This is a genomic window from Sporomusa sp. GT1, from assembly GCF_014634905.1.
Classification (GTDB): Bacteria; Bacillota; Negativicutes; order Sporomusales; family Sporomusaceae; genus Sporomusa; species Sporomusa sphaeroides.
The window spans coordinates 1-25,346 of sequence record NZ_BMBX01000007.1 but is presented as its reverse complement, the minus strand read 5'-3'; the positions used below and the strand labels follow the sequence as shown (position 1 = coordinate 25,346).

The 25,346-nt window shown below is 48.4% G+C and carries 20 protein-coding genes and 1 other annotated feature; of the genes, 16 read left to right on the top strand and 4 right to left on the bottom strand.

The window, feature by feature from the left end; genetic code table 11:
* Positions 1-134 precede the first annotated feature (134 nt).
* Entirely contained in the window at positions 135-371 is a 237-nt protein-coding gene (locus GT1_RS10410) for a hypothetical protein (RefSeq protein ID WP_188398649.1), read from the bottom strand.
* Between the two features lie 38 nt (positions 372-409).
* On the opposite strand from GT1_RS10410, the gene GT1_RS10405 reads away from it, so the two are divergent.
* The 4 genes from GT1_RS10405 (at position 410) to GT1_RS10390 (ending at position 5,513) form a co-directional block, all read left to right on the top strand.
* Positions 410-904, top strand: coding sequence for a HutP family protein (locus tag GT1_RS10405; RefSeq protein WP_284708108.1), 495 nt, complete (start codon positions 410-412; stop codon positions 902-904).
* A gap of 222 nt (positions 905-1,126) precedes the next feature.
* Positions 1,127-2,656, top strand: a complete 1,530-nt coding sequence (gene hutH / locus GT1_RS10400) for a histidine ammonia-lyase (RefSeq protein ID WP_188398648.1) — start codon at positions 1,127-1,129, stop codon at positions 2,654-2,656.
* A 74-nt stretch (positions 2,657-2,730) separates the two neighbouring features.
* Complete coding sequence (locus GT1_RS10395; RefSeq protein WP_075757968.1) at positions 2,731-3,183, top strand: HutP family protein; 453 nt, start codon at positions 2,731-2,733, stop codon at positions 3,181-3,183.
* A 359-nt stretch (positions 3,184-3,542) separates the two neighbouring features.
* Positions 3,543-5,513, top strand: a complete 1,971-nt coding sequence (locus tag GT1_RS10390) for a methyl-accepting chemotaxis protein (RefSeq protein ID WP_188398647.1) — start codon at positions 3,543-3,545, stop codon at positions 5,511-5,513.
* Positions 5,514-5,654: 141 nt separating this feature from the next.
* Here the strand turns inward: GT1_RS10390 and GT1_RS10385 are convergent, their stop codons facing one another.
* The gene (locus GT1_RS10385) at positions 5,655-7,280 is read right to left on the bottom strand and encodes an NADP-dependent glyceraldehyde-3-phosphate dehydrogenase (protein ID WP_188398646.1); all 1,626 of its coding nucleotides are present in this window, start codon (positions 7,278-7,280) and stop codon (positions 5,655-5,657) included.
* A gap of 307 nt (positions 7,281-7,587) precedes the next feature.
* On the opposite strand from GT1_RS10385, the gene GT1_RS10380 reads away from it, so the two are divergent.
* The 9 genes from GT1_RS10380 (at position 7,588) to GT1_RS10340 (ending at position 19,056) form a co-directional block, all read left to right on the top strand.
* Positions 7,588-9,171 (top strand): sigma 54-interacting transcriptional regulator, encoded by a 1,584-nt coding sequence (locus GT1_RS10380; protein ID WP_188398645.1) that lies wholly within the window; start codon positions 7,588-7,590, stop codon positions 9,169-9,171.
* Between the two features lie 165 nt (positions 9,172-9,336).
* Complete coding sequence (locus GT1_RS10375; RefSeq protein WP_075757964.1) at positions 9,337-10,713, top strand: tyrosine phenol-lyase; 1,377 nt, start codon at positions 9,337-9,339, stop codon at positions 10,711-10,713.
* Between the two features lie 129 nt (positions 10,714-10,842).
* On the top strand, positions 10,843-11,229 hold the full coding sequence (locus tag GT1_RS10370) for a RidA family protein (RefSeq protein ID WP_188398644.1): 387 nt from the start codon (positions 10,843-10,845) through the stop codon (positions 11,227-11,229).
* Positions 11,230-11,270: 41 nt separating this feature from the next.
* The gene (locus GT1_RS10365; protein WP_188398643.1) at positions 11,271-12,677 is read left to right on the top strand and encodes an amino acid permease; all 1,407 of its coding nucleotides are present in this window, start codon (positions 11,271-11,273) and stop codon (positions 12,675-12,677) included.
* 36 nt (positions 12,678-12,713) lie between these two features.
* Positions 12,714-14,681, top strand: a complete 1,968-nt coding sequence (locus GT1_RS10360; protein ID WP_188398642.1) for a methyl-accepting chemotaxis protein — start codon at positions 12,714-12,716, stop codon at positions 14,679-14,681.
* Positions 14,682-14,850: 169 nt separating this feature from the next.
* Entirely contained in the window at positions 14,851-15,816 is a 966-nt protein-coding gene (locus tag GT1_RS10355; protein ID WP_188398641.1) for a hypothetical protein, read from the top strand.
* A gap of 107 nt (positions 15,817-15,923) precedes the next feature.
* Positions 15,924-16,682 carry a transposase gene (locus GT1_RS10350; protein WP_188398640.1) on the top strand — a complete coding sequence of 253 codons (759 nt, stop codon included), beginning with the start codon at positions 15,924-15,926 and terminating at the stop codon, positions 16,680-16,682.
* A 600-nt stretch (positions 16,683-17,282) separates the two neighbouring features.
* Positions 17,283-18,239 carry a porin gene (locus tag GT1_RS10345; protein ID WP_188398639.1) on the top strand — a complete coding sequence of 319 codons (957 nt, stop codon included), beginning with the start codon at positions 17,283-17,285 and terminating at the stop codon, positions 18,237-18,239.
* Between the two features lie 172 nt (positions 18,240-18,411).
* The gene (locus GT1_RS10340; RefSeq protein ID WP_075757957.1) at positions 18,412-19,056 is read left to right on the top strand and encodes a trimeric intracellular cation channel family protein; all 645 of its coding nucleotides are present in this window, start codon (positions 18,412-18,414) and stop codon (positions 19,054-19,056) included.
* Between the two features lie 121 nt (positions 19,057-19,177).
* Here GT1_RS10340 and GT1_RS10335 read toward each other — a convergent pair whose 3' ends face one another.
* Both GT1_RS10335 and GT1_RS10330 read right to left on the bottom strand, forming a co-directional pair.
* Positions 19,178-19,639, bottom strand: a complete 462-nt coding sequence (locus GT1_RS10335; RefSeq protein WP_075757956.1) for a hypothetical protein — start codon at positions 19,637-19,639, stop codon at positions 19,178-19,180.
* A gap of 435 nt (positions 19,640-20,074) precedes the next feature.
* Complete coding sequence (locus tag GT1_RS10330; RefSeq protein ID WP_188398638.1) at positions 20,075-20,380, bottom strand: hypothetical protein; 306 nt, start codon at positions 20,378-20,380, stop codon at positions 20,075-20,077.
* Positions 20,381-20,396: 16 nt separating this feature from the next.
* Here GT1_RS10330 and GT1_RS10325 point away from each other — a divergent pair, with 16 nt between their 5' ends.
* The 3 genes from GT1_RS10325 to ilvN all read left to right on the top strand — a co-directional run bounded on the left by GT1_RS10325 (position 20,397) and on the right by ilvN (position 25,238).
* Entirely contained in the window at positions 20,397-22,559 is a 2,163-nt protein-coding gene (locus GT1_RS10325; protein WP_188398637.1) for an ATP-binding protein, read from the top strand.
* Between the two features lie 149 nt (positions 22,560-22,708).
* Positions 22,709-22,970, top strand: a binding site (T-box leader).
* A gap of 74 nt (positions 22,971-23,044) precedes the next feature.
* Positions 23,045-24,736: a biosynthetic-type acetolactate synthase large subunit gene (gene ilvB, locus GT1_RS10320; protein ID WP_075757953.1), complete on the top strand. Its 1,692-nt coding sequence runs from the start codon at positions 23,045-23,047 to the stop codon at positions 24,734-24,736.
* Positions 24,737-24,740: 4 nt separating this feature from the next.
* On the top strand, positions 24,741-25,238 hold the full coding sequence (gene ilvN, locus GT1_RS10315; RefSeq protein ID WP_075757952.1) for an acetolactate synthase small subunit: 498 nt from the start codon (positions 24,741-24,743) through the stop codon (positions 25,236-25,238).
* Positions 25,239-25,346: the final 108 nt, after the last annotated feature.

The following is a 25,346-nucleotide window of genomic DNA, read 5'->3' as shown; positions in this document are numbered from 1 at the left end:
AAAACGCAGCAAAAATATGATAGTAGCGGCATTGCAGCGGCAAAAGAAAAATAGTTGACAAAATATTTCATATAATCTACAATATAGTTGCAGTTGCGAAAATTGAATCAATAATAGATAAATGCCTACAGCTATTAGATATTAGGGGGCAAAACTCTTTTTGAGTTTTGCCTCTTTTTATTTTGTTCAGACAGGTTCAGCAGGGCTTCTGAAACATCATGGACCACTGGCAAACGATAATAAAAAGAGGGGGAAACAAAGTGTCCGAACATGCTAAGGATGAAAGCTCCTGTTTGGCTTGTTGTTCTGTGGCTTGGGTACCAGCAATGCGGGTAGATTGTACACCTGACTTTTTGCTTGACTTTTGCCATAATCCAGCTTATCATGCAAATAGAATGCTGCCGCAGATATGAGACATGAGAGCGCGGTGGTAAGGACTGCAAATCTGAAGAAAGTTGTAGGCAATCCGATGATGAGTTTAGGTAAAGCGGCGGTTTTGCTGGTTCTGCATTCGGGTGCCGAAGAAGCGGAATTTTTGCAGCAGGGTATACAGGGCAGATATCGTACCTTCAAAGGTAAAGTTGGCTCTATGGATTCGTCTAAAATTTTTGCGTCTGTAGAAACGGCCGCCAAAAGAGAGGGACTTATAGGCGATAATTACCGGGAGGAACATGCCTTATACCATAGTATTCTGGAGGCCTACCACGGTATTTGCCGGGGACATGTGGGGTTAGGCAATGTATTGCGCAGCGCCGGTCTGTTGTTTAGCGTAATCCGGGGACCTAAGGAGCCGGGCGGCGACGATGACGGAGACTGGATTGCTGTTGCCATGTATGGGTATATGGGGGCTCCGATGAAAGGCTTTGAGCATGAGGTGCTCGGGCTGGGGATGAACCCTATCTAAAAAGCATAAACTAAAAACCAGTAACAGTTAAATAAAACGGTTGCCCAAAGTTATGAGATATAAGGGGGTAAACTCAAAAATGAGTTTACTCTCTTTTTGTATTATTTTAACAGTATGTGCAAAGCAGCCAAACTCCGCTGGCCGGTTTGTTGCCGGCCGCAGTAATACCAAGTAACAGAAATAAATATAATAAAGCTGAATAAGCAGTAGGAGGATAAAATAGTGGTACTATTAGATGGATATTCATTGACACTGGATGAAGTGGTAAAGGTAGCACGGGGATATGAGCAAGTAGGTTTGCATGATGAAGGGCGCGAACAGATCGTAGCCAGCCGCAAAATTGTTGATAAAATTTTGGAAGAGGAAAGTCCGGTATACGGTATTTCCACAGGGTTTGGTGATTTTAGCCGCATCTTTATTTCTAAAGAAAAAAGGGAAAAACTACAGAAGAATCTGATTGTAAGTCATGCTACCGGTGTGGGGGAATACCTGCCGGAGGATGTTGTGCGGTCAGCCATGCTGCTTAGGGCCAATTCGCTGGCAAAGGGCTATTCGGGGATTAAGCTTTCCACTGTGGAGATGCTTATTGCGATGTTAAACCGGCGGGTCTATCCGGCTATCCCGGCCAAAGGCTCGGTAGGCGCCAGCGGCGATTTGGCACCCTTGTCCCACATGGTGCTGGTAATGCTGGGTGAGGGGCAGGCATTTGTGGCAGGAAAACTGGTGAGCGGTGCGGAAGCTTTGGCCCACAGTGGTCTTCAGCCGGTAACACTGGGAGGGAAAGAAGGCTTAGCCCTCATTAACGGTACTCAGATTATGACTGCGGTAGGTTGTATGGTTTGGCAGGACGCCGTTACTCTGATGAAAGCCGCAGATATTGTTGCCGCTTTGTGTGTAGAAGCGCTGCGGGGAACTCGGACGGCCTTTGATCCCCGGATCAGCCAGGTCAGGCCACATGCCGGTCAGGTGGCGACAACCAACAATATGCTGCGCCTGACGGCCAATAGTCCGATTATCCAATCACATGCCGACTGCGATAAAGTTCAGGATGCTTATTCCTTGCGGTGCGTGCCCCAGGTTCATGGAGCGTCAAAAGATGCGCTAAGACGGGTGGAAGAAACTTTGCTGGTGGAAATCAATGCGGCAACCGATAATCCGCTGATTATGCCTGATACCGGCGAAGCTATTTCCGGCGGTAATTTTCATGGCCAGCCTATCGCCTTGGTGATGGATTACCTGAAGCTGGCACTTGCGGAGCTTGGCAATATTTCTGAGCGGCGCACCAATCGTTTGCTGGATGCGCATTTAAGTGAGCTGCCGCCCTTCTTGACAGCATACCCCGGCGAGGATTCCGGGCTGATGATTACCCAATATACGGCAGCTTCCCTGGTATCGGAAAACAAGGTTCTGGTGCATCCGGCCAGCGCTGATTCCATTCCGACCTCTGCTAACCAGGAAGATCACGTAAGCATGGGGACAATTGCCGCCCGGCAGGCGCGGGAAATTCTTGAGAATGTGCGGTATATCCTGGCAATTGAATGTCTGGCAGCCGCTCAGGGGATTGACTTTTTGGCTCCTTTGGTTCCCGGGACCGGAACCGGTGCCGCCCATCGGGTTGTGCGTCAGGCTGTTTCCCATTTGGACGAAGACAGGATACCGGCCCCCGATATCCAAAGCATTTATCGCTTGATTGCTGGCGGAGAACTGGTAGCTGCCGCTGAAGGCGCTGTGGGCCTGCTAAGAATATATTAATATCTGCCGGTATTTCCCTTTATCGCAAGGATGGTTGAGGATTGCTACTTATATGGGAGAGGAACGAACATATTATGATAAACTTAGACCGAAATATCAGTATCGGAAAAATGGCAGTTTTACTTGTAATGTATCCCGGCGGGGCGGAAGACAGCCTATGCAAGCAGGGACAGGAGTGCGGCTACCGGCTGTTAAGAGGTAAAGTGGGGTCTATGGATTCAGCCAAAATTTTTGCGGCAGTGGAAACCGCCGCAAAAAAAGAGGGGCTGATTGATCAGCGTTACCGTGAGGAACATGCGCTCTATCACTCGGTGCTGGAAGCTTACAGCGGTATGTGCCGGGGGCAGGACGGGCTTGGCGCTATTTTGCGCAGTGCCGGTTTGCTATTCAGCATTGTACGGGGAAAACGCCTGTCAGACAAGGGCGACGACGGTGAATGGATTTCCGTAGCTTTGTATGGCAATATGGGAGCTCCCATCAAAGGCTATGAACACGAAGTTCTGGGTCTGGGAATGAATCCGATATAGTTTGCCGGAAGGGGCGGGATTATTGCCGAAACGGACTACTCTCGGATAAAGACGCGTTTTGACCAGGGCTGGGTCAGCAGGCAAAATAATGGAGTAAGGAATTTCGCGGGGGAGCATATCAATAATCTGATATGCTCCCCCCTTTTTAGTTTCGCCGGTGCGCAGAACGGCTCCTGCCGGCACTGACTGCTGCTATTCACCCTCCCCCGTATCTCACAGGATTATTTGACAATAATAGATATTATTGTATAAAATGGTAAGAGTGTATGATATAGTATGACTGATTATGACTGAACAACCTCTGTGCGAGGATTCGGTCTTATATTTTAGTTATAGATTTTTTTTAGGGGGGGAGAAGTATGTCGATTAGAACTAAAACCATTACACTGCTCATAGTTTCCCTGTTGGTTGTAGGTATGATTATTGCCGGTTCAGGCATGTACGTTTTATACCAGCAGACGCTGAACAGTACGGAAGTTACTATGGGTAACCAGGCAACACAGCTCGCGGGACAGGTTACAGATCTATTTAATTCCTTTGAAAAAAGCGGCAAGGTATATCAGCAGGACAGTGACTTGCAGTCCGGCGATCAAATTCGTATCCAGACCAAGATCAACACCTATTTCGGTGCCGCCTGGGGAATTGACAGGCTGAATTTTTTGGATACTGCCGGTAAAAGGATAGCCATTGCTCCTTATGATGCCAAAGTCATCGGGGATAATCTCTCAGACCGGAAGTTTTACAAAGATACTATGGCGGATAAAAAATCGCATATTAGCGATATCATTATCAACAGGGTTACCGGTGTCCCTTCGGTAATTGTCACCCAGCCGGTAATCGGTGACAACGGTCAATTGACGGGGATGGTACTGCAGGCGGTCAATCTGGAAACCCTGCAGAACTATCTGGCTCAGGTCAAGGTTGGCTCAACCGGGGTATCGGTCATTGTTGCCCATGACGGCACAATGATTGCGCATTCTGATCGGGAAATCATCAAAGAGCAGAAAAAAATTCCGGAGGAACTGGCAGCCCAGTTAAGCAGCAGTTCCGGACGGCTGCTTAACTATACCGACTTGCGCGGACATGAAGCGGTAGCTCTCGCTGTCCCTGTCAAGGGGACAGACTGGTTTGCCATCGTATCTCTGCCGACAAGTGAGTTTGAGGCCGGGTTTTTCAGCAGTTTGCTGTGGATGCTCACTGCATTGGGAATTGGGCTTATTTTCGTAGGTGTCATTGGCTGGCGGTATTTGCTTAAAACCTTGCGCCCGATCGAAAGCCTGGTGCAGGAAGCCACCCGGATTGCCGCCGGTGATCTTACACTTACGAAAATGAACCTGGATTCTAATGATGAAATCGGGCGGTTGGCCCGCAGTTTTGAGGAGATGACCAAAAATCTGCGAACCTTGATGCTCCAGGTTGCGGAGGCGACTGAACAGGTTAGCGCCTCTTCCGAGCAATTGAATGCCAGCGCCGAACAGTCCGCGCAGGCCGCAAACCAGGTTGCTGCCGCCAGTGCCAGTACCGGTGCCGGTGTCGAACAGCAAACCTCAGGCGTGGCCAATGTACTTTCCTTAATTGAGGACATTGCCAGTGGCTCCCAGGAAGGGGCCAAGGCTACTAAACTTGCCTCAGATATAACCAGCCAGGCGGTACTTGCCACTAATGACGGCAGTAAGGCTGTGGAAAATGCTATCCTCCAGATGAATCGAATTCAAAATACCGTCAATGATTCGGCAGCTGTTGTGGCCGAATTGGGCACCAGATCCCAGGAGATTGGCGTAATTGTCGAAACAATTGCCGCTATTGCGGGACAAACCAATCTGCTGGCTTTAAATGCCGCGATTGAAGCGGCGCGTGCCGGGGAACAAGGCCGGGGATTTGCTGTGGTTGCGGAAGAGGTGCGCAAGCTTGCTGAACAATCACAGGAGGCGGCCAAGCAGATTTCGGAGCTGATTGCTGAGATTCAGGGTAAAACCGGGCAGGCTGTTGCGGCTATGTCTGCCGGTACGGAAGAGGTGCAAAAAGGAACGACGGTTGTTGATAAAGCCGGCTTAGCCTTTACCGAAATTGAACGCCATGTTAAAGAGGTGGCTCAGATCAGCAGCGCTATAGCCGCCGGGCTGAATCAGTCGGTTGCTGCCAGCAGTCAGGTGCTTGCAGCCATTAAAGCAGTTGCTGCCGTCAGTAAGGAGATTGCGGGTCAGTCGCAGAATATATCGGCCGCGACAGAGGAACAGTCGGCATCCATGCAGGAAATTGCATCTTCAAGCCAATCTTTATCCCGGTTGGCGGAAGAACTCCAGCAGGCTGTCCGGCAGTTTAGAATCTAACGCAGAATGGTGGAAGCCTGAAACAGCACCTAAGGTGCTGTTTCAGGCTTCTTTTGGTTTGTTGCCCCGGTGCATAGACTGGGGCAACAAATGTAAATTGTTGTTTGCCATGACAAGCGGTATTCCCGCCTTATTGGGCTGCTATAACAGGAAATCGGTTGATAAAAATTTGGACTTATCTCCTCTGACAATCTCGGTAATTAACTGCTTATTGGCTGGTGTGGTTTTTGCGGCTACCAGGGTCCGGATGGAGAATACCCGCAAAGCGTCTGTTACCGACAAGGTGCCTTCTGCCGAATCTTTTCTGCCGGTGAACGGGAAGCTGTCCGGTCCCCGCTGGCACTGGCTGTTGATATTCACCCGGCAGACCTGGTTGACCAGCGGATCAATCAGACTGGCCATCAAATCCGGGGCTGTTCCGAAAATACTGACCTGTTGTCCGTAATTGGACTCAATAACATACCGGATGGGCTCTTGAATATCGTCATAGCCGGCAATGGGTACCACCGGCCCGAATTGCTCTTCCGCGTAGACCCGCATGGTGTCCTTGACCGGATACAAGATGGCAGGCTTGACAATGGAACCGGCATTTTCTCCGCCGTCCGGGTTTACAACCGAGGCTCCGTGGGCGACTGCGTCCTGGATGAGTTCCTGCAAATACCCGATTTTGTTTGCTTCCGGCAGTGGCGTGATTTTGACTCCGGGTTCCCAGGGCATGCCTAGTTTGAGGCTGTTTACTTTAGCGGCAAACTGTTTCATAAAGGTATCGATAATCCGGTTATGCACAAACAACATTTTCAGTGCGGTACAACGCTGCCCGTTATATGACAATGACCCGGCCAGGATTTCCTCGACCGTATGCTCAATATCTGCGTCTGGCAGTACAATCGCGGCATTTTTGGCCTCCAGCCCCAGTACACTGCGCAGCCGGTGCGGTTTGGGATGCTGCTGTTTTAGGGTGTCGGCCACCGTGCTGGAACCGATAAACGCCAGTACATTGATTTTGCCGGAACGCATAATCGGGCCCACCACTTTCTGGCCGGAACCGTATACGGTGTTGACTACGCCTGGCGGAAAAGCCTCGCGGAAGGCTTCCAGCAGCGGATAATGCAGCAATACCCCCAGCTTGGGCGGTTTGAAGACTACCGTATTCCCCATAATGAGAGCAGGAATCAGGGTAGTAAAGGTCTCGTTAAGCGGATAATTGTAGGGGCCCATGCATAGTACCACCCCTAGCGGGGCGCGGCGGATCTGGGCCAGGATTCCCTGCTCGATGGTAAAGCGGGAGGAGGTTCTGTCCAGCTCCTTGAGTGCTTCGATGGTATCACGGATATATTCCACCGTGCGGTCAAATTCTTTTTCCGAATCGGGCAATGTTTTCCCAATCTCCCACATGAGCAGTCTGACAACTTCTTCCCGCTTTTCAAGCATTTTGCGGACAAACAGCTCCATATGGCGGATTCGGCCTTCCACCGGCATAGTAGGCCACAGCCCGCAGCCATTGTCATAGGCCCTGACGGCAGCCTCCAGGGCTTCCAGGGCTTCTTTCTCATTCAGGACAGGATAACAGCCAAGAATCACCGGCTGAAGGGTGCCGTCTTTTTGCACCTGCACCGGCGAAATGACCTCCTGGCATGGACCTTCCCACCGTTTGAGCTCACCGTCAGCCAGATACTGCCTTTGCTGTACCGGTTGTGTCAGCCGAAATGGCTCCGGAATATCTGCCTCACTGGGAAAAACAGCTTTTAGTTGCTCATTCTGTCCCAAATGCTTCACACTCCTTCAACAACATATTGCCTATATGAATACCACAATTCGCCAAAAACTATCCGTTCCCCTTCCTGATATTTGCAGTCAGCCGTTTCAGTACCATATTATACCTATTCCGGGCTTCCTTCTATCTATGCAGATTAATGGAATTACGCTTCTGCTGCAAAGCAGAAAGACTTACCCTGTCTCCTAGTGGAAGATATTTATCAAATTTATTTGTAACAAGTTATGTTGGTTACCGCCAGAATATGGTATCATGGAAAATAAAGTGCGCTATGTGCTTGCTGTGAGGGGAGGGGTATTTATGCGCTTATGTATGCCTTGTACGGACAGAGTGGGCCTCTTGCTGGATGTTTCCCGGGTGTTGGCCGAATCGGGGATAAATATTGCTTCGGTTGAGATGGAGCGGGGGGCTGTGTACCTGAAATGCCAGACCGTATATGATGAGCAAAAACAAGAATTGATGCATGCCTTGCAACAGGTGGACGGAATATACAAAGTCATCGAGGTTTCGTACATGCCGTCGAAGGAACGGGCCGAGCAGCTGGATGCTATCCTGGCTTCTGTACAGGACGGAGTTTTGGCGGTGAATGAGCTTGGCATTTTGAAACAATGCAATACTGCGGCGGCCAGTATTCTTGGGCTGGACGACAATGGGCTGGAGCAGCCTCTGCCCAGTCAGCTGGCAGATAGCCTGCTTATTACCCGCACGCTGCAGGAGGGCCGCTCTTTCCGCAACCGGGAAGTATTCCTTGACAGCATTGGCGGCTATTGTGTTGTCAGCACCCGCCCGCTGCGCAATGATGCCGGCGGGGTGGTTGGGGTGGTCGTCATGCTGCGCGATAGCCGGGATGTCCGGGAAATGATTCAGAAGCTTACCGCTTCCCTGCCTGTCACCTTCCGGGATATTTCCTGTGTCAGTCCGGCGATGGAAAAAGTACTGGAGCAGGCGCGGCGTTATGCCGGCAGTTCCTCCACCGTGCTTATCCGCGGTGAAACCGGTACCGGCAAGGAGCTGTTTGCCAGGGCGCTTCACAGTGATTCGCCACGGGCCAAACAAACTTTTATCCCTGTTAACTGTGCCGCCATTCCTGAAGCTTTGCTGGAAAGTGAATTATTCGGTTATGAAGAAGGCGCTTTTACCGGGGCGGCCAAAGGCGGCAAGCCCGGCCTGTTTGAACTGGCTAACGGCGGCACGCTGTTTCTTGACGAAATCGGGGAAATATCGGTGCATCTCCAGGCAAAATTGCTGCGTGCGCTCCAGGAAAAACGTGTTCGCCGGCTGGGCGGTTCGCGTGAGCTGCCGGTGGATGTGCGGATTATCACCGCCACCAACCGTGACCTGGAAGATATGGTGGCACGGCAATTATTCCGGGAAGATCTGTATTACCGTTTGAATGTTATCCCGCTGTTTCTGCCGCCGTTAAGAGAACGTGCCGAGGATATTCCCTTGCTGGCCGAACAGTTTCTCAAACGGTTTGCCGCCAAACTGCAGTCGCCGGTATATCGCTTTTCGGCCGAAGCCCGGGAGAAGCTGCAGGCCTATTCCTGGCCGGGCAATGTGCGGGAACTGGAAAATATTATTGAACGGGCGGTTAATCTGGTGGATGGCCCGGAAATTCAGCCGGAGCATCTGCATATCGGGAAAAAGTCTACAGATAACAAGCCGGTAAAAGTACAATTTGAAACCTATCAGACGCTGGAGGAGCGTGTGGCTGAAGTAGAGCGTGAGATTTTACGGGAAACCATGAAGCGGTTTCGCTCTTCGCGGCGGGCCGGAGCGGCACTGGGGCTGTCCCATACCGCTGTTATCAAAAAAATGAAAAAGCATGGGTTATGGCCGGATAGTCCCGGTAAGGGCAGTGAATTCCCTGGCGAAAAACTGTAAACCAAGAGCAACAGTGTAAACCATCTTGTAAACAAAAGATTACGAAATGCTTGATTTTTCTTATAAATCCTTCTTTTTTGGGTTGGCATGCATCTTGCAATATAATAGGGCGAAGGCAAGATCTGCTTCCAACCAACGTTTTATATTCAGAAGGAGGATTTATTCATGGAAAAGAGAACTATCGCCGAACCGTTTAAGATTAAGGTGGTTGAACCCATCAAAATGACAAGCCGGGCACAGCGGGAAGAAGCCATTAAAAAAGCCGGCTACAATACTTTTTTACTTAATTCCAAAGATGTGTATATTGACCTGCTCACCGACAGCGGCACCACCGCCATGAGTGATAACCAATGGGCCGGCATGATGCTTGGCGACGAAGCCTATGCAGGCAGCGTTAATTTTTATAATCTCGAAGCCGCCGTACGCGAGCTTTATGGCTTTAAATATGTAGTGCCGACCCACCAGGGGCGCGGTGCGGAAAATATTTTGTCCAAGATTACCATTAAGCCTGGCGATTGGGTTCCCGGCAACATGTACTTCACTACAACCCGGGCGCATCAGGAAATGAACGGAGCCAGCTTTGCCGATGTGATCATTGATGAAGCGCATGACTCCCAAGCCGACCATCCCTTCAAAGGCAATATTGATTTAAATAAATTCCAGAGCCTGATTGACCGTGTCGGCGCCGAAAACATCCCGTATATCTGCGTAGCCGTTACCGTTAACCTGGCAGGCGGCCAGCCTGTCAGCATGCAGAACCTGCGCGAAGTCTCTGCCTTGGCTCACAAGCATAATATCAAGGTGATGTTTGATGCCACCCGTTGTGTGGAAAATGCCTATTTCATCCGGGAACGCGAAGAAGGCTATCAGGAAAAGTCAATAGCCGCTATCGTGAAAGAAATGTTCAGCTATGGCGACGGTGCTACCATGAGCGGGAAGAAAGACTGCCTTGTCAATATCGGCGGTTTCCTGGCTCTTAATGACGAGAAACTGTATCAAAAAGCCACCGAGCTGGTTGTTGTTTTTGAAGGTATGCCCAGCTACGGCGGTCTTGCCGGGCGCGACATGGAAGCCATGGCTCGCGGCATGTACGAATCTGTTGATTTCCATTATATCCAGCACCGTATCGGCCAAGTCCGTTATTTGGGAGAAAAGCTGGAAAAAGCCGGTGTGCCGATTGTAAAACCCATTGGCGGTCATGCCGTATTCTTAGATGCCCGTCAGTTCCTGCCGCATATTCCCCAGGATCAGTTCCCGGCGCAAATGCTGGCAGCCCAGCTCTATCTGGAATCCGGCGTGCGCAGCATGGAGCGCGGTATCATTTCGGCAGGCCGTGCCAAAGATGGCAATCACCATTATCCTAAACTGGAGCTTGTCCGCTTAACCATTCCGCGCCGTGTTTACACCTATGCCCATATGGATGTTGTTGCCGAATCGGTTATTGAACTGTATCAAAAACGCGACTCCATCAAAGGCTTGGAAATGGTTTACGAACCGCCTGTTTTACGTTTCTTCACCGCTCGCTTCGAACCACTTGCCTAGTGCTTTCGAGCCTGAAGGGTTACGTACACTAGCAAATAGGCCGAATAAGCTGTCGTTACTTATTCGGCCTATTTTTCTGATGCGAATTAACACACAATATTTAATTTTCAATAAAATGGAGGAATGTCTATGCACAAAAAAGTGATTCATACCCATGACGCACCTGCCGCTATCGGTCCTTATTCTCAGGCCATTGCCGCTCACAACCTGCTCTTTATCTCAGGCCAGCTGCCGGTAGATCCCGGTACCGGGGAAGTAGTTGCCGGAGGCGCTAAAGAGCAAGCACTGCAGTCGTTAGCCAATCTGCTGGCCATTCTCAAAGCCAGCGGCACAGATGTACATGCTGTTGTCAAAACCACGGTGTTTTTGAAGGATTTAGCGGATTTTCAAATTGTCAACGAAGTGTACGCCGGTGTTTTTACCAAAGACTATCCGGCGCGTGCCTGCGTGCAGGTAGCAAAATTGCCGAAAGACGTTCTGGTTGAAGTCGAGGCTATCGCCATCCTGGAAAATTGAACTTCTTATACCCGGTAAGAAAAACAAGGGGGAGATAATTGATGAGCATCTTTCGTACTAAGAGTATTGAATTGTTAAAACAGGAGGCAAGCAAGCACTCGCTTCGTAAATCATTAACTGCCATAGATATTATTATGCTTGGCATTGGGGTTATTATTGGCACAGGCATCTTTGTGCTTACAGGGGTGGCAGCAGCCAAATACGCAGGTCCCGGTCTTATGCTTTCGTTTGTATTGGCAGGTATTACCTGCGCCTTTGTTTGTCTCGCGTATTCGGAGCTGGCCTCGATGGTGCCGATTGCCGGCAGTGCCTATACGTATACCTATACGTCGCTGGGCGAGTTTATCGCCTGGCTGGTTGGCTGGAATCTCATTCTGGAATACTCTGTCGGCGCCAGTGCCGTAGCCGGCGGCTGGTCGGCCTATACTGTCGGCATCCTAAAGACCACAGGCATTGAAGTACCCAAGGCCCTGACAGCAGTACCTGCCGACGGCGGTATCGTCAACCTTCCTGCTGTCCTCATTACTTTATTCCTGACGTTTCTCTTGGTAAAGGGTGTCCGGGAAAGTGCCAATGCCAACCGTATTTTGGTTGCTATTAAGCTTGCCGCCATCTTCCTGTTCATCTTCCTGGCCGGGCCAAAAGTCAATGCCGCCAATTGGGAACCGTTTTTGCCGTATGGCTGGGCCGGTGTATCTGCCGGAGCAGCATTCATCTTTTTTGCCTATCTTGGTGTGGACTCTATTGCCACGGCAGCTGAAGAAACTCATAACCCCAGCCGCGATATGCCAATAGGCATCATCGGTTCGTTAGCTGTTTGCACCGTCTTATATATCACGGTTACAGCCATCATGACAGGTGTTGTCCCCTATAGCCAGCTGAATACGGCCGAACCTGTTTCTTATGTATTAAGAAGCATTGGTTATAATTTTGGCTCGGCGCTTGTGGGAACCGGTGCCATTGCCGGGCTGTCCACCGTGCTGCTGGTTATGATCTATGCTCAGACCCGTGCCTTTTTTGCCATGTCCCGGGATGGTCTGATTCCGTCCAAAGTTTGCAAAGTCCATCCTAAGTACGGTACGCCTCATATTATCACCATCATTGTCGGCGTAGCTGTTGCTCTTATCTCCGGCTTTACCCCCATTCATGTTGTGGCTGAAATGTGCAGCATTGGCACCCTGTTTGCGTTCATAATTGCGATGATTGGTGTTATGGTGCTGCGTAAAACCAAGCCTGACGCCGAACGTCCTTTTCGCTGCCCTTCACTTACCTTTGTTGCTGTTTGCGCCATCCTCTTTTGCCTCTATATCATGATTAACCTGGCGACAGGCACCTGGATCCGGTTTGTAGTCTGGAGTCTCATTGGTATAGCCATCTACTTCCTGTACGGACGTTCGCACAGCGCATTAAATAAGGATAGTGAACAATCCGATACCAAGGATAAGTAGACTGAGGCTGTTTAGAATCCTGGGAGGTTCCTCTCGATGAAGATAAGGGAAAAACTAATCATACTATTTTCAGTAATAACGGCAATGGTGGTACTGACTGTCTCGCTGCCGGCTTACTACTATACCCGGCACACGGTTGTTAACAGTATCGAATCAGAGATGAGCGCCATTGTAAGTAATGAAGTACAGGCAATTGACAGCTGGCTGAGTAAAAAGACCAAGGTCTTGGAAAACACAGCCAATCTGATTGGCAGGACAGTTGCCGTCGGCGAGATTCCGGTTAGTTACCTTCAGGCGGCTGAGGCTGATAAGGATATAAGGATTTCCTATATAGGTCTTAGCGACGGCCGGTTTATCAATAGTAAAGGGGAAACCCCGTCGGCCGGTTATGATCCGCGAACCCGCGGCTGGTATAAGCAAGCCCTGGAGACACAAGCGCCAATCTATAGTGAACCTTATATTGATGATTATTTAAAAGACTATGTCGTCTCGGCCGCAATACAGTTGAGGGATGAGAACGGGAACATTCGCGGTGTATTAGGACAGGACATTCACTTGGTTACCTTGTCCAACATTGCTAAAAACGTTAACCTGCATGGCAAGGGCTACGGTTTTATTGTCGATAGCAACGGTGTCCTGCTGGCTCACCCTGATAAGGAATTGCTGTCCGGAAAGCTGTCAGAGTTACCGGCATTTTCTAAACTGGCAGCCAATATGCTGGTGCAGGATTATGGTATCGAAACCTACAGGGAGAATGATGTTTCCAGAATCATGCTCTACAAAAAGATGCCCTCTACCGGCTGGGTGATGGGTATTACCGTGTCAGAGGCGGAAGCGTACGCCGAGTTATCCCAGCTCCGGACAAAAATTATCATGGTAAATATTGCAGCAGTCTTTTTAGTTGCAGTGGTGGCGTTTTTCATTGCCGGCAAGTTTACCAGGGCGCTGAATGGGCTTGCTGAAAATGCCAGGAAATTCGCCACCGGCAATCTTACTGTCACCATGGAAGTTGCCGGCAAAGATGAAATAGCTGTAGTGGCTGCGGCCTTTAACCAGATGGGCATGAGTTTGCGGACACTAATCAGGGAGATCAATTCATTAGCCCATACAGTGGATACGACAGCTAGCGATATGCAGGTATCGGCCCGGAAAGCCACCGATATTGCCGAGCAAATCGCAATTACTGTTGATGACCTGGCTGCCGGCGCAGGTACCCACTCCGAGTCGGTACAGCAAGGTGCGCTGCTAGTTGAAAAAGTGAACAAGGCCATAACCCTGGTGACGGAAGCTGCTGCCGAATCAGCCAGTATGGCAGCAAAAGTGGAGGATTTTGTCGGGAAAGGCTACCAGGATGTTGCCAACCAGATGGAATTAATGCACAGGAGTAAGGCGGCGACTACCGGCGTAGGGCAAGCTATTGCCGAACTCGCAGATAACTCCCAGAAGATAGGGCAAATCGTGGAAGTGATAACAAGTATTGCCGGACAGACAAATCTATTAGCCTTGAACGCGGCCATTGAGGCTGCCAGAGCTGGTGAGCAAGGGCGCGGTTTTGCCGTGGTAGCTGAAGAAGTGCGCAAGCTGGCCGAGCAATCGGCTGCTTCCAGCCGGCAAATTGCCGATTTAATCCGGGAAATCCAGCTTGGGACCGACCGGGCGGTAAAGGAAATCGGCATGACGGAAACTACTGTTACTGAGCAGGAACAGGCTGTGGCGCACCTGACAGAACAATTTAATGATATTAAACATGCTATAGCGAATATGGCAACAAGAATTCAGCAAGTAGCGTCAGGCACCCAGGCGATAAACGCCGAAGCTTTGCAGGTGGGGAACCTAATTACCGATATCGCGGCTGTCTCTGAGGAAAGTGCTGCCTCGACAGAAGAGGTGGCGGCAGCGACTAATGAACAGCAAAGCAGACTGGCAGAGATAGCTACCCAGGCAGATGCATTGCTGGCAAAAGCAAACATGCTGAAAACTGAGGCTGAACGGTTTATTATTTAAAGCAACTAAAGCATTATTCGAGTTGAACGGTATATAATCCCCTAAAGCTCTCTGCCAGGAGTAGCGCTGTTTTTGACGCAATCTTGCTGAAAGCCGGCAGGGGATTATATATTTCGAGAGGCACAAATACAAGACAACTTTTAGGATTTATTGAAGGAGGAGTACTTTAATGAAAAAAACTGTTGCCACATCCCTCGCTGCCGTGATGCTGTTAAGCGCCGGCACAGCCACGGCTGCCTCGTTTCCCGAGTTCAAATTCAATGGTGATGTGAAGCTTCACTACCGCTGGCAAACTGCCGATGGTGGACCCGATACCGAAGGCGGCAAATTCTGGTTCCGCTTGAATGCTGCTTCAGAAGTGGCTAAAAATCTCACTTTCTACACTCGTTTGACCACCCAGCATCTTAGTGGCGATAACATCGGCGCCGACTTTGATCAGGACCATTATCATGCCGACCATGCCACAACCCTGGATCGCATCGGTTTCATTCTCAAAGGTAAAAACTTTGACTATACCCTTGGCCGTCAGGATGTATTCTTAGGCCAGGGCCTGCTGATGGACTCCACCGGTTATTTGGGTACTAACAGGGGGGCTATTGACGGCCTTACTGCCACCGGTAAAGCCGGTGTCACCAACCTTACCTTCGTAGCCGGCCAGGCTTGGATGGATGGCGACGAGGCGAAGGTTTATGCTGTTGATGCTTCCTACAGCCCGGCAAAAGACTGGAAACTGGGCGCCACTGTGGCAGGGGTTACAGACCGTGACGCGGGCGAAGATTCCACACATTACGGCATAAATGCCGCCTACACGGCAGGCAAGGCAACCTATTTCGGTGAATACGGCAAATCAGATGCCGACTCTCAGGATAAAGGCTATGCGCTTGGCATAAGCTACGGTTTTGACAAGAAAAACTCCGTATTTGCCATCTACAACCGGGTGGAAGGCAATGCTGATCTTATTCCCAATACAACAACCTATGACAACAACGGCAAAGGCATGTACTACGGCTTCTCCCACAAACTTAAAGCCGACACAACCTTAGACCTGTTCTACAAAGATATGAAATATATCAGCGGTGACGACGCCGGCAATGCGTACACCTCCCTCCGTACCACCGTTACTTACAAATTCTAAGCTCCACAAGAAAACGCTGACTCCGGTCAGCGTTTTCTCGTGGGACAAGGGGACAGGTTCCTTGTCCCACATGGAAAAAAATGCTATACTAGCTTTGAGGTGATTGTATGCCAAGACAAGCTAGAGTGAAAAGTGAAAGTGGAATATATCATCTAGTGCTCAGGGGAATTAATAAACAAAATATCTTTGAGGACGAAGAAGATCGAAAAAGATTTTTAGAAACACTTGATTTTTATAAAAATAAGAGCGGCTATTTGTTATATGGGTTTTGTTTGCTGGATAATCACATACATTTGCTAATGAAGGAGCAGGCGGAATCAGTATCGCAAGCAATAAAGCGGATAAGCAGCAGTTATGTGTATTGGTACAATCAGAAATATGAACGATGTGGACACTTATTTCAAGAACGCTTCAAGAGTGAAGCGGTGGAAACGGAAGAGTATTTTCTGGTAGTTTTGCGATATATTCACCAAAACCCGTTAAAAGCGGGGATTACCAAGCAGATAAGAAAGTATTTATGGAGCAGTTATCAAGATTACGTCAAAGGTTCGGGTATTACGGATATAGACTTTGCTTTAGATGTTTTTTCAACAGACAGAACAAAGGCGGTAGCGCTATTTAAGGATTATACCAGTGAAAATAACACAGATGAGTGCTTGGATTATGCAGAAAAAGTAGTTGCATCAGATACAGCCGTAATGGAATGTTTAAATACCATGGGAATTGCAAGTATTAGTCAGTTACAGCAACTGCCGAAAGAACAGCGCGATGAAACACTACGGCAGATGAAAACAATAGCAGGGACTACGATAAGGCAATTAGCAAGAATGACCGGAATCTCTAAAAGTGTGATTAATAGAGTCTAGATTGGGACAAGGGGCCTGTCCCCTTGTCCCTAAGCAGATCAGTATAGCGTCATGGTTCAGTCAACTGACGTTTGCGCTTAAACAGGGATTAGAAAGGATAGTTGCTGAAGGTTAACCCAGGAATCCGGTAAATCAACAAAATGCCAAGCCGGTCGAAAGACAAGGCTTGGCATTTTTGTTGCTGTCAATAAGGTAATTAGCAAGGATTACCGGAAGCTCTAAAAGTGCGATTAACAGAGTCTGCATAGCAACCATATTAGTATTACTGTACAGATGGGACTAATAAGCAAGGAACCTATGCCGAGAGCACAATCTGTGAGCATATAAATCCCCCGGTACATCATATGCAAGGTGGCGGAAAAAAGAATTGTAGTATTTTCCAGGGACAATACCTGTAAGAGAGTATTGACAGTGTTACAGCATTCAATTACTATATGTAAGTAATAAAGCGTAGTAAATGGACAACTGGCTGGGTAAAAAAGACAAAGTAAAAAACCAGCTGCCAATGGAACCCGGAATTTTTTTGCAGCATGTTGGGACAAGCTTTCGTATCAGGGACTTTATTTTAGTTTTTAAAAGTATTGAAGGAGGAGTATCCCAATGAAAAAAACTGTTGCCACATCTCTTGCTGCCGTAATGCTGTTAAGCGCCGGCACGGCCGCAGCTGCCTCGTTTCCCGAGTTCCAATTCAACGGTGATGTAAAGCTTCACTACCGCTGGAATACTGAAGAGGGTAAAGACGACACTGACGGCGGCAAACTTTGGTTCCGCCTGAACGCTGCTTCGGAAGTGGCTAAAAACCTTACGTTCTACACCCGTTTGACTACCCAGCATCTCTCGGGCGATAACGTCGGCGCCGACTTTGATCAAAAGCATTACCATGATGACCATGCTACAAGTTTGGATCGCATCGGCCTTATTCTCAAGGGCAAAGACTTTGATTATACGCTTGGCCGCCAGGACTTATTCTTAGGCCAGGGTCTGTTGATGGATTCCACCGGTTATATGGGTAAAAACATGGGTGCCATTGACGGTCTTACTGCCAGAGGTAAAACCGGTGTCACCAACCTCACTTTCGTAGCCGGCCAGGCTTGGATGGATGGCGACGAGGCGAAGGTTTATGCTGTTGATGCTTCCTACAGTCCGGCAAAAGACTGGAAACTGGGCGCCACCGTGGCTGGGGTTACAGACCGTACTGCGGGTGACGATTCCACCCACTATGGCATAAATGCTGCCTATACGGCAGGCAAGGCAACCTACTTCGGTGAATACGGCAAATCGGATGCCGACTCTAATAACAAAGGCTATGCGCTCGGTGCAAGCTATGATCTGGATAAGAAAAATTCCTTATTTACTGCCTACAGCCGTGTAGAAGGCAATACTGATATCCTAGACGGTATGACTACCTATGACAATGGCGGTAAAGGTATGTACTATGGTTTCTCCCATAAGATTGATGCAGACACAACCCTGAACTTGTTCTATAAAGATATGAAAGCCATCAGTACTAACGCCGATTACACCTCCTTCCGCACCACAGTCACTTATAAGTTCTAAGTGCAACAACCCGCTGACTAAAATCAGCGGGTTGTTTGTTTACACGGCATGGACTTTTCTGAAAAATACTTCTTTTATATTCTATAGCGAATTTTTAATCGGCATATGGTAGAATTAGTTAGGTTGGGTAGCAAGCGATTATTTGTAAAAGACTGAGGAAGAGGCTGAACAAATGGCGTGGACGATATTTGAGATTACGGGAATCATAGCATTTGCTGTCTCCGGCGCGTTGACCGGGATTCATAAACGTCTGGATGTCTTCGGCGTATTGGTATTGGCCATAACGACAGCGATTGGCGGCGGGATCATGCGGGATGTTATTATTGGTAATACACCGCCGTTAACCTTCCGGGACCCTACTTTTTTCATGATTAGTACTTTGGCTACCATTGGCGTTTTTTTTACTTATCGCTGGCTGGAGCGATTTAAACATACCATCAAGGTATTTGACGCTATCGGACTGGGTGCCTTTACGGCCACCAGCGCTAATCTTGCCGTTCAGCATAACCTGGATTCACTGTGGATTGTCACAACCGTTGCCGTAATCACCGGCATTGGCGGTGGTGTGCTGCGGGACGTATTTGTCCAGGAAATTCCGCATGTATTTCGCCAGGAGGTTTACGCAATAACTACCATTGTGGGAGCTGTTGCTTTTTATTATTCCCAGCAGTACTATACCGGCAATATTCCTATGTATCTCAGTTTTTGTATTACTACAGGCTTGCGGCTTTGCTGCATTAAATATGGCTGGAACTTTCCGGTGCTTGGCATGGATTCGAAGAAGGCAGTGTCCGGCAACCGCAATCCGGGAAACTAAAGCGCGATTTGGCAGCAAAATACAGAGGCTGTTCATCCTGGGGATGGGCAACCTCTGTATTTTTACTCCATATTCAAAGCCGGCTTGAGATGTTCCTGTGAAGAGGCTACCGGCAGCTTTGTTATTTTAAGGTAAAGCGATTATCTCTGGGATGCCAGCCTTTTTTGCCAATAAGGATTTGCTGGTTCGGCATGTCACGGCCGTCTCGCTTGAGATCAAACTTGAGGGTATCTCCCTTGCGTACTTTGAAGCTAAACTCGTCAAAGCCGCGGCCGGTTAAGCGAAAACGGATGGATTTACGGTTACGATCCAGTTTGATGAAATCGCCATTTCCCATGCTTTTTTCATTAATATCGTAAAAACGCCCATCTGTTCGAATTTCACCGGAAAATACATGCTGGCCGCGTAAGTTTGCTGATTTTACATGGAATTCGTCATTTCGCTCATGCCAGATGGCCAGGCTGGGGGGAGCGAGAAAACTTTGATAGGGGCGGCCTGCGGAACGGTCGCTCCAGGCAAACGCTGTTCCGGACAAAGTGACCAGAAAGCAGGTAAGTACAACTAAACAGGCAATTTTTCTCATGAAACTCATCTCCTTAATATGGTTTTACTAGTACTATATAACAATAATTTGACAAAAGTATGACAATGAAAAAAATAGCAAGACTGGCGGCATATTCCTGTGGGCGTCCCGGTTTCGCGTTGTGGTATATGGTGCTGACAGTGCAGATGACAACTCTGGTTAACGGTGAACCGGAGTGAATAACAATAAACAGCGAGAAAAATGGCTAAATTATGACAACTTATGTCAAATATGGTTCCGTATAGGGTGGGGATGTGTTAAAATGGTGCTAAGATTTTAACGTAGTCGCTGCTGAAAGGAGAGGTATCATGCCTGAGTCAAGATTTCGTACCCAGATGCATATGTTTCTTGATATCGTTTTGGATATCATACCATATTTTATTTTTGGCGTTGGCACGCTTGGAATTACAGTGCTGATTTTATATCTAATTGGGCCTAAATAATTATGTTTGCATTTGGTACAGGCAGGGCAAATTTACCTCTTTTATCCCGTAGGGTGTAAGGCCTGGCAGGGACTGTTCGCTCGTCTTGCGTGTAAAGATAGAAATAATCCGGCAGTGAAAAAGATCGCTTTTCCTTGAGCACAAGGTTAGCGATCTTTTCTTTACCCAATGCACCACAAGCTCCGGCACGGGTTATTCTATAATGCAGCGCCGCTGGCGCTTTAATGCCGTATCTTTCTAAACAAAAAAGGTTTTTACCATAAATTGGAGAAGACAAAGAGGGGGGAAAGTTCGGCATTTAGGGGGAGATAGCTTTGCGGAAGCCGTCTATTAAAGGTCTGTTCATGTTTGGGGTCTTTTTAGCTTGCACCATCCCTTTTATTTTAGGCTGTTTGTATGTTCAGATGATGGTTGCCGATGAAACCAGACAGGATTTTGAAAAAACTGCATTTGATGCGATGGAGCGGGTAGCTGCGAGTGTTAATAATCAGCTTCAACCTGCCAATCATCTGATAAGCTCATTTGCTAAAGACGAACGGACAGTACAGCTTTTTGGTGCTATTGGCAGGCGTATTATAGCAGATTCTTCACAACTGGCACCGGAGGAGTACCAGCATATAATGGTAGCCGATCAGGTTTATCGTGAAAGTTTACATATCGCATTGGTGACAAATACCGACGGTTATATCAGATATCCGGATTTTTTGGCAAAACCGGAGTTTGACCCTCGCAAGCGGGACTGGTATCGGCAGGCAGTCATGAACCGGGGGCGGCCTTATATAACCGAGCCTCATTTGCAGCCTGACGGGGAATACGCTGTTTCGGTTGTTCACACCGTCGAGCAGGATAATGAGATAGCCGGGGTAGTGGAATTTAGCTGGAGTTTGCGGACTTTACAGCAGGAAATAGAAAAAATAGACATAGGGGAAAATGGTTATATAGTAGTTCTTTCTCAGCAGGGTAAAATAATTGCCTGTCCCAAACACCCGGAATGGCTGCTGCAGACTTCGTACGAACTGAATGTTCCGGAATTAATGTATCTGGACAGGCAGGGGAATTTTGCGGGCCGGGAAGCCGAAACCGGTAATGGAGAACTCCTCTATGTTGATGTACTTCCCAATACCGGCTGGAAGGTGGTAGCCGTTTTTGACAAATTTGCCTTAAGCAAACGTGTCGGCGACCGGCTATATCCGATACTATACATTTATTGTGCCGTTATGCTGTGTGTGTTGCTGTTTATTTATTTACTGGCGCAAAAAAAGGTGATCGAGCCGATTCGTTATTTAATCAATGGGGCGCAGGCTATCACCGACGGCTCCAGCTATGTGCCGATTTCCATCCGGGCCAATGATGAATTCAGTGTGCTGGCTAATACGTTTAATAAAATGATACATGTGTTAAAAAAAAATACAGATAAAGTCGTAGAGCAAAACCTGGAAATTAAAAAGCGTGAGCGGGAATTTAAGACCCTGGTGGAAAATGCGCAAGATATTATATTCAGGCTGTCGAAGAATAGTAATGTTGTGTATGCCAATCCGGTGTTGGGAAATTATACAGGTATGCCGTCACGCTGGCTTATCGGCAGGCATATCCAGGATTGTGGATTTTCAAGCCTGTTTGCCAGTACGGTAAGAAATATTGTTGATGGAAAAGCAAAGGATGGATCTTTGGAAATCGAGCTGCTTAACAAAAATGGTGAAACTGAGTATTTTTATGCACATATTATACCGGAATACAATGACAGCCAAACCGTTGAGACTGTGCTGTGCGTATTGCGCAATGTTACGCATAAAAGGCTTATGGAAAAGGAAATGCTTCGTCTGGACCGCTTAAATATCATAGGGGAAATTGCTGCTGCAATTGCGCATGAAGTGCGTAATCCGATGACAACCGTACGTGGATTTTTACAATTGCTGAGAAAAAAAGAGCGCGACGGTGAGCGCCAGTCTTTCTATGATTTGATGATTGAGGAATTGGACCGCGCCAATGAAATTATTACTGAGTTTTTATCTTTGGCCAGAAATAAAACTATTAAATTAAACACAATGAACTTAAACGGTATAATTGATGCTATCACACCGCTGATTAGGGCAGATGCACTAATGACAAATAGACGTTTGCGGCTGGAGCTTGGCGAGATTCCCGATTTGGAACTTGACGCCAAAGAAATACGGCAGCTGATTTTAAACCTTGCCCGTAACGGCTTAGAGGCGATGACAAGCGGCGGCACGCTGACAATAAGTACCTGTGAGGAACAGGGAAGTGTTATTTTAAAGGTCAGCGACCAGGGCTCAGGCATTGATCCTAAAGTGCTGAAAAATTTGGGCATGCCGTTTATAACGACCAAGGAGAATGGCACCGGTCTGGGGTTGGCTGTTTGCTACAGTATTGTGGAACGGCATCAGGCGCGAATACAGGTTGAATCAGGCAGCGGGGGAACGACTTTTTGTATCCGGTTCAGCCAGGTTTTGGCCTAAGCTGCAATTCGCGGGAAGGATGAGGATGAAAATATATAATAGCAATTTAGCAATAAAATGCTGACAAGTGTAAAACTTGATGATGCTTATAAAGAATAATGTTGACACGGAATGGATCTTTTTGTATCATGTATGTATAATACTATAAACCAATGACGATGAACGGAAGAGTAGTTATATCCCGGTACTTACAGCGAGCTGGAAATGGTGTGAGCCAGCAGTAGCGAATATAATGAAAATCATCCGCGAGTTGCGGGCTGAAGGTTTAGTAGGCTGCGCCGGGTTCTCTTCGGGAGAAATTGCCGCCCGTTACTGCGGCGAGGTATCGAGTTTATACTCCGTACCTATGAGCGGCTATGGGTAATACCATAGTAAATTGGGTGGTATCGCGGATTAATCTCCGTCCCTTGTGAAAGGGATGGAGATTTTTATGTTTTCAATTAGTAATTTTAATTAGGGTAAAGTGACAGAAGGAGGTAATTGAATTGAAAATGTTAGGGGCGGAAGCTGTTATTGAATGTTTGAAGGCCGAAGGCGTGGAGATGGTATTCGGCTATCCGGGAGGCTGTGTGCTGACACTGTATGATGCATTGTTCAAAGCCAACTTTCCCCATGTTTTAACCCGTCATGAACAAGGGGCGGCTCATGCTGCCGACGGGTATGCACGCGCAACAGGAAAAACCGGAGTTTGTATTGCAACATCAGGCCCGGGGGCAACCAATCTGATAACCGGAATTGCCACCGCGTATATGGATTCTGTCCCGTTGGTGGCGATTACCGGCCAGGTCGGAGTACCGGTAATCGGCAAAGATGCTTTTCAGGAAGCCGATGTCTGTGGTATTACGACACCGGTGACTAAACATAATTATTTAGTTAAAAAAGTGCAGGATTTGCCAAGGGTCATGAAAGAAGCTTTTTACATTGCCCGCACCGGACGGCCGGGACCGGTTGTTGTCGATATTTCCCGGGATGTATTTAACGCTACCCTGGATTTCGTGTACCCGGAGACGGTGAACCTCAGGGGTTACCGTCCGTTGTTTGACGGTGACGCGGCAGATGTTGAACTGGTTGTGGAAGCATTGGCAGCAGCCCGGAAACCGGTAATTTTTGTCGGCGGTGGTGTCACTCTTTCTGATACGGCGCAGCAGCTGCGCAAGTTTGCCGGGTTAACAGGCTTCCCGGTGATTTCCAGCCTGATGGGACTTGGCTGTATTCCGGCCGATTCGCCGCAGCATTTGGGCATGGTGGGGATGCATGGTACTTATGCCGCCAACATGGCTACGATGGAGTGCGATCTCCTGCTGGGAATCGGCGTTAGATTTGATGACCGGGTAACCAGTCTGGTTAAAGACTTTGCGCCGCAGGCCAGGATTGTGCATCTTGATATTGATCCGGCTGAAGTAAATAAAAATGTACGCGCCGAGCTGCGTGTAGTCGGAGATCTTCGCTGGTCGCTGCCGCTGCTCTGCGACAAGGCGGCAAGGCGCAGTCCACAGGAATGGCAAAGCGACATTGCCGAATGGACTCAGCTTGTACAGGAGTGGAAACATACTAAGCCGTTAACCTATACTCAGGCTAGTAAAAATATCATGCCGCAGGCCGTTATTGAACAGGTAAGTCGGCTGACCCAGGAGAATACTATTGTAGTGACCGATGTCGGGCAGCATCAGATGTGGACGGCGCAATTTTACAATTTCCCGCGGGAGCGTTCGCTGCTGACTTCAGGTGGTTTAGGTACGATGGGCTATGGTTTGCCGGCAGCCGTCGGTGCTCAGTTGAGCATGCCTGATAAGCAGGTGGTGCTCTTTACCGGTGATGGCAGTATCATGATGAATTGCCAGGAACTGGCCACCGTCGCAGACCATGGACTGCCAATCAAGATTGTTGTACTGAACAATCAGGTATTAGGCATGATCAGTCAATGGCAGCGGATGTTCTATGGACAGCGTTACTCTCACTCCAGCTTCAAGGGACGTACCGACCTGGTGAAGCTGGCTGACGCCATGGGGATTAGGGGCTTAAGGGTTAGTGAACCGGAAGAATTAGCTTTCGCCCTGGAAGAAATGCTGCGGATGCCAGGGCCTGTATTGCTCGAAGTGCTGGTACCGCCTGTGGAAGATGTACTGCCGATGGTTCCGCCGGGTGGGCGCCTGGATCAAATGCTGTTGGGAGGATAAAAAGATGAAATATACTTTGGCTGTATTAGTTGAAAATAGGCCGGGTGTTCTGACCCATATAGCCGGCCTGATTAGCCGGCGGGCATTTAACATTGAAAGTATTGCCGCCGGTTACACCGAGGAGCCGGATACAACCCGGATTACGATTAGTGTGGAAGCGGAAAATGAGGTCGAGCTGGAGCAGGTAGTCAATCAACTGTCAAAACTGGTGGATGTTATCAAAATCGTCAACCTTACCTATGTTGAGTCCATTGAGCGGGAATTGGCGCTTATTAAGGTAAAAGCCAGCAAAACCAACCGTTCTGATTTAGTCAATGTCGTAGAAATCTTCCGGGCCAAGATTATTGATATCAACCGGGAAACAATGGCGATCGAGCTTACCGGTGAAGAAAGCAAAATCGACGCTTTTTGCGAGGTGCTGCTGGACTTCGGTATCATTGAGATTGTCAGAACCGGTAAAATCGCACTTTCACGGGGACCGGTTCCGGCAAAAGAAATGTAGGGCTGGGCAGCGGGTGGGACAAGGAACCTGTCAGACTGTGTGAAAAGTGCATTTAAAAATTATATGAAATTACAAATATGTTAAAATATAGTTGTATACTGATTGAGA

Bases quoted from the DNA above. Each gene is read 5' to 3' on its own strand.
- GT1_RS10375 (WP_075757964.1), top strand. From the start codon at position 9,337: ATGGAAAAGAGAACTATCGCCGAACCGTTTAAGATTAAGGTGGTTGAA.
- GT1_RS10370 (WP_188398644.1), top strand. From the start codon at position 10,843: ATGCACAAAAAAGTGATTCATACCCATGACGCACCTGCCGCTATCGGT.
- GT1_RS10360 (WP_188398642.1), top strand. From the start codon at position 12,714: ATGAAGATAAGGGAAAAACTAATCATACTATTTTCAGTAATAACGGCA.
- GT1_RS10380 (WP_188398645.1), top strand. From the start codon at position 7,588: ATGCGCTTATGTATGCCTTGTACGGACAGAGTGGGCCTCTTGCTGGAT.
- GT1_RS10355 (WP_188398641.1), top strand. From the start codon at position 14,851: ATGAAAAAAACTGTTGCCACATCCCTCGCTGCCGTGATGCTGTTAAGC.
- GT1_RS10345 (WP_188398639.1), top strand. From the start codon at position 17,283: ATGAAAAAAACTGTTGCCACATCTCTTGCTGCCGTAATGCTGTTAAGC.
- GT1_RS10395 (WP_075757968.1), top strand. From the start codon at position 2,731: ATGATAAACTTAGACCGAAATATCAGTATCGGAAAAATGGCAGTTTTA.
- GT1_RS10335 (WP_075757956.1), bottom strand. From the start codon at position 19,639: ATGAGAAAAATTGCCTGTTTAGTTGTACTTACCTGCTTTCTGGTCACT.
- GT1_RS10390 (WP_188398647.1), top strand. From the start codon at position 3,543: ATGTCGATTAGAACTAAAACCATTACACTGCTCATAGTTTCCCTGTTG.
- GT1_RS10405 (WP_284708108.1), top strand. From the start codon at position 410: ATGAGACATGAGAGCGCGGTGGTAAGGACTGCAAATCTGAAGAAAGTT.
- ilvN (WP_075757952.1), top strand. From the start codon at position 24,741: ATGAAATATACTTTGGCTGTATTAGTTGAAAATAGGCCGGGTGTTCTG.
- GT1_RS10350 (WP_188398640.1), top strand. From the start codon at position 15,924: ATGCCAAGACAAGCTAGAGTGAAAAGTGAAAGTGGAATATATCATCTA.
- GT1_RS10340 (WP_075757957.1), top strand. From the start codon at position 18,412: ATGGCGTGGACGATATTTGAGATTACGGGAATCATAGCATTTGCTGTC.
- GT1_RS10365 (WP_188398643.1), top strand. From the start codon at position 11,271: ATGAGCATCTTTCGTACTAAGAGTATTGAATTGTTAAAACAGGAGGCA.
- GT1_RS10410 (WP_188398649.1), bottom strand. From the start codon at position 371: ATGGCAAAAGTCAAGCAAAAAGTCAGGTGTACAATCTACCCGCATTGC.
- GT1_RS10330 (WP_188398638.1), bottom strand. From the start codon at position 20,380: ATGCCGAACTTTCCCCCCTCTTTGTCTTCTCCAATTTATGGTAAAAAC.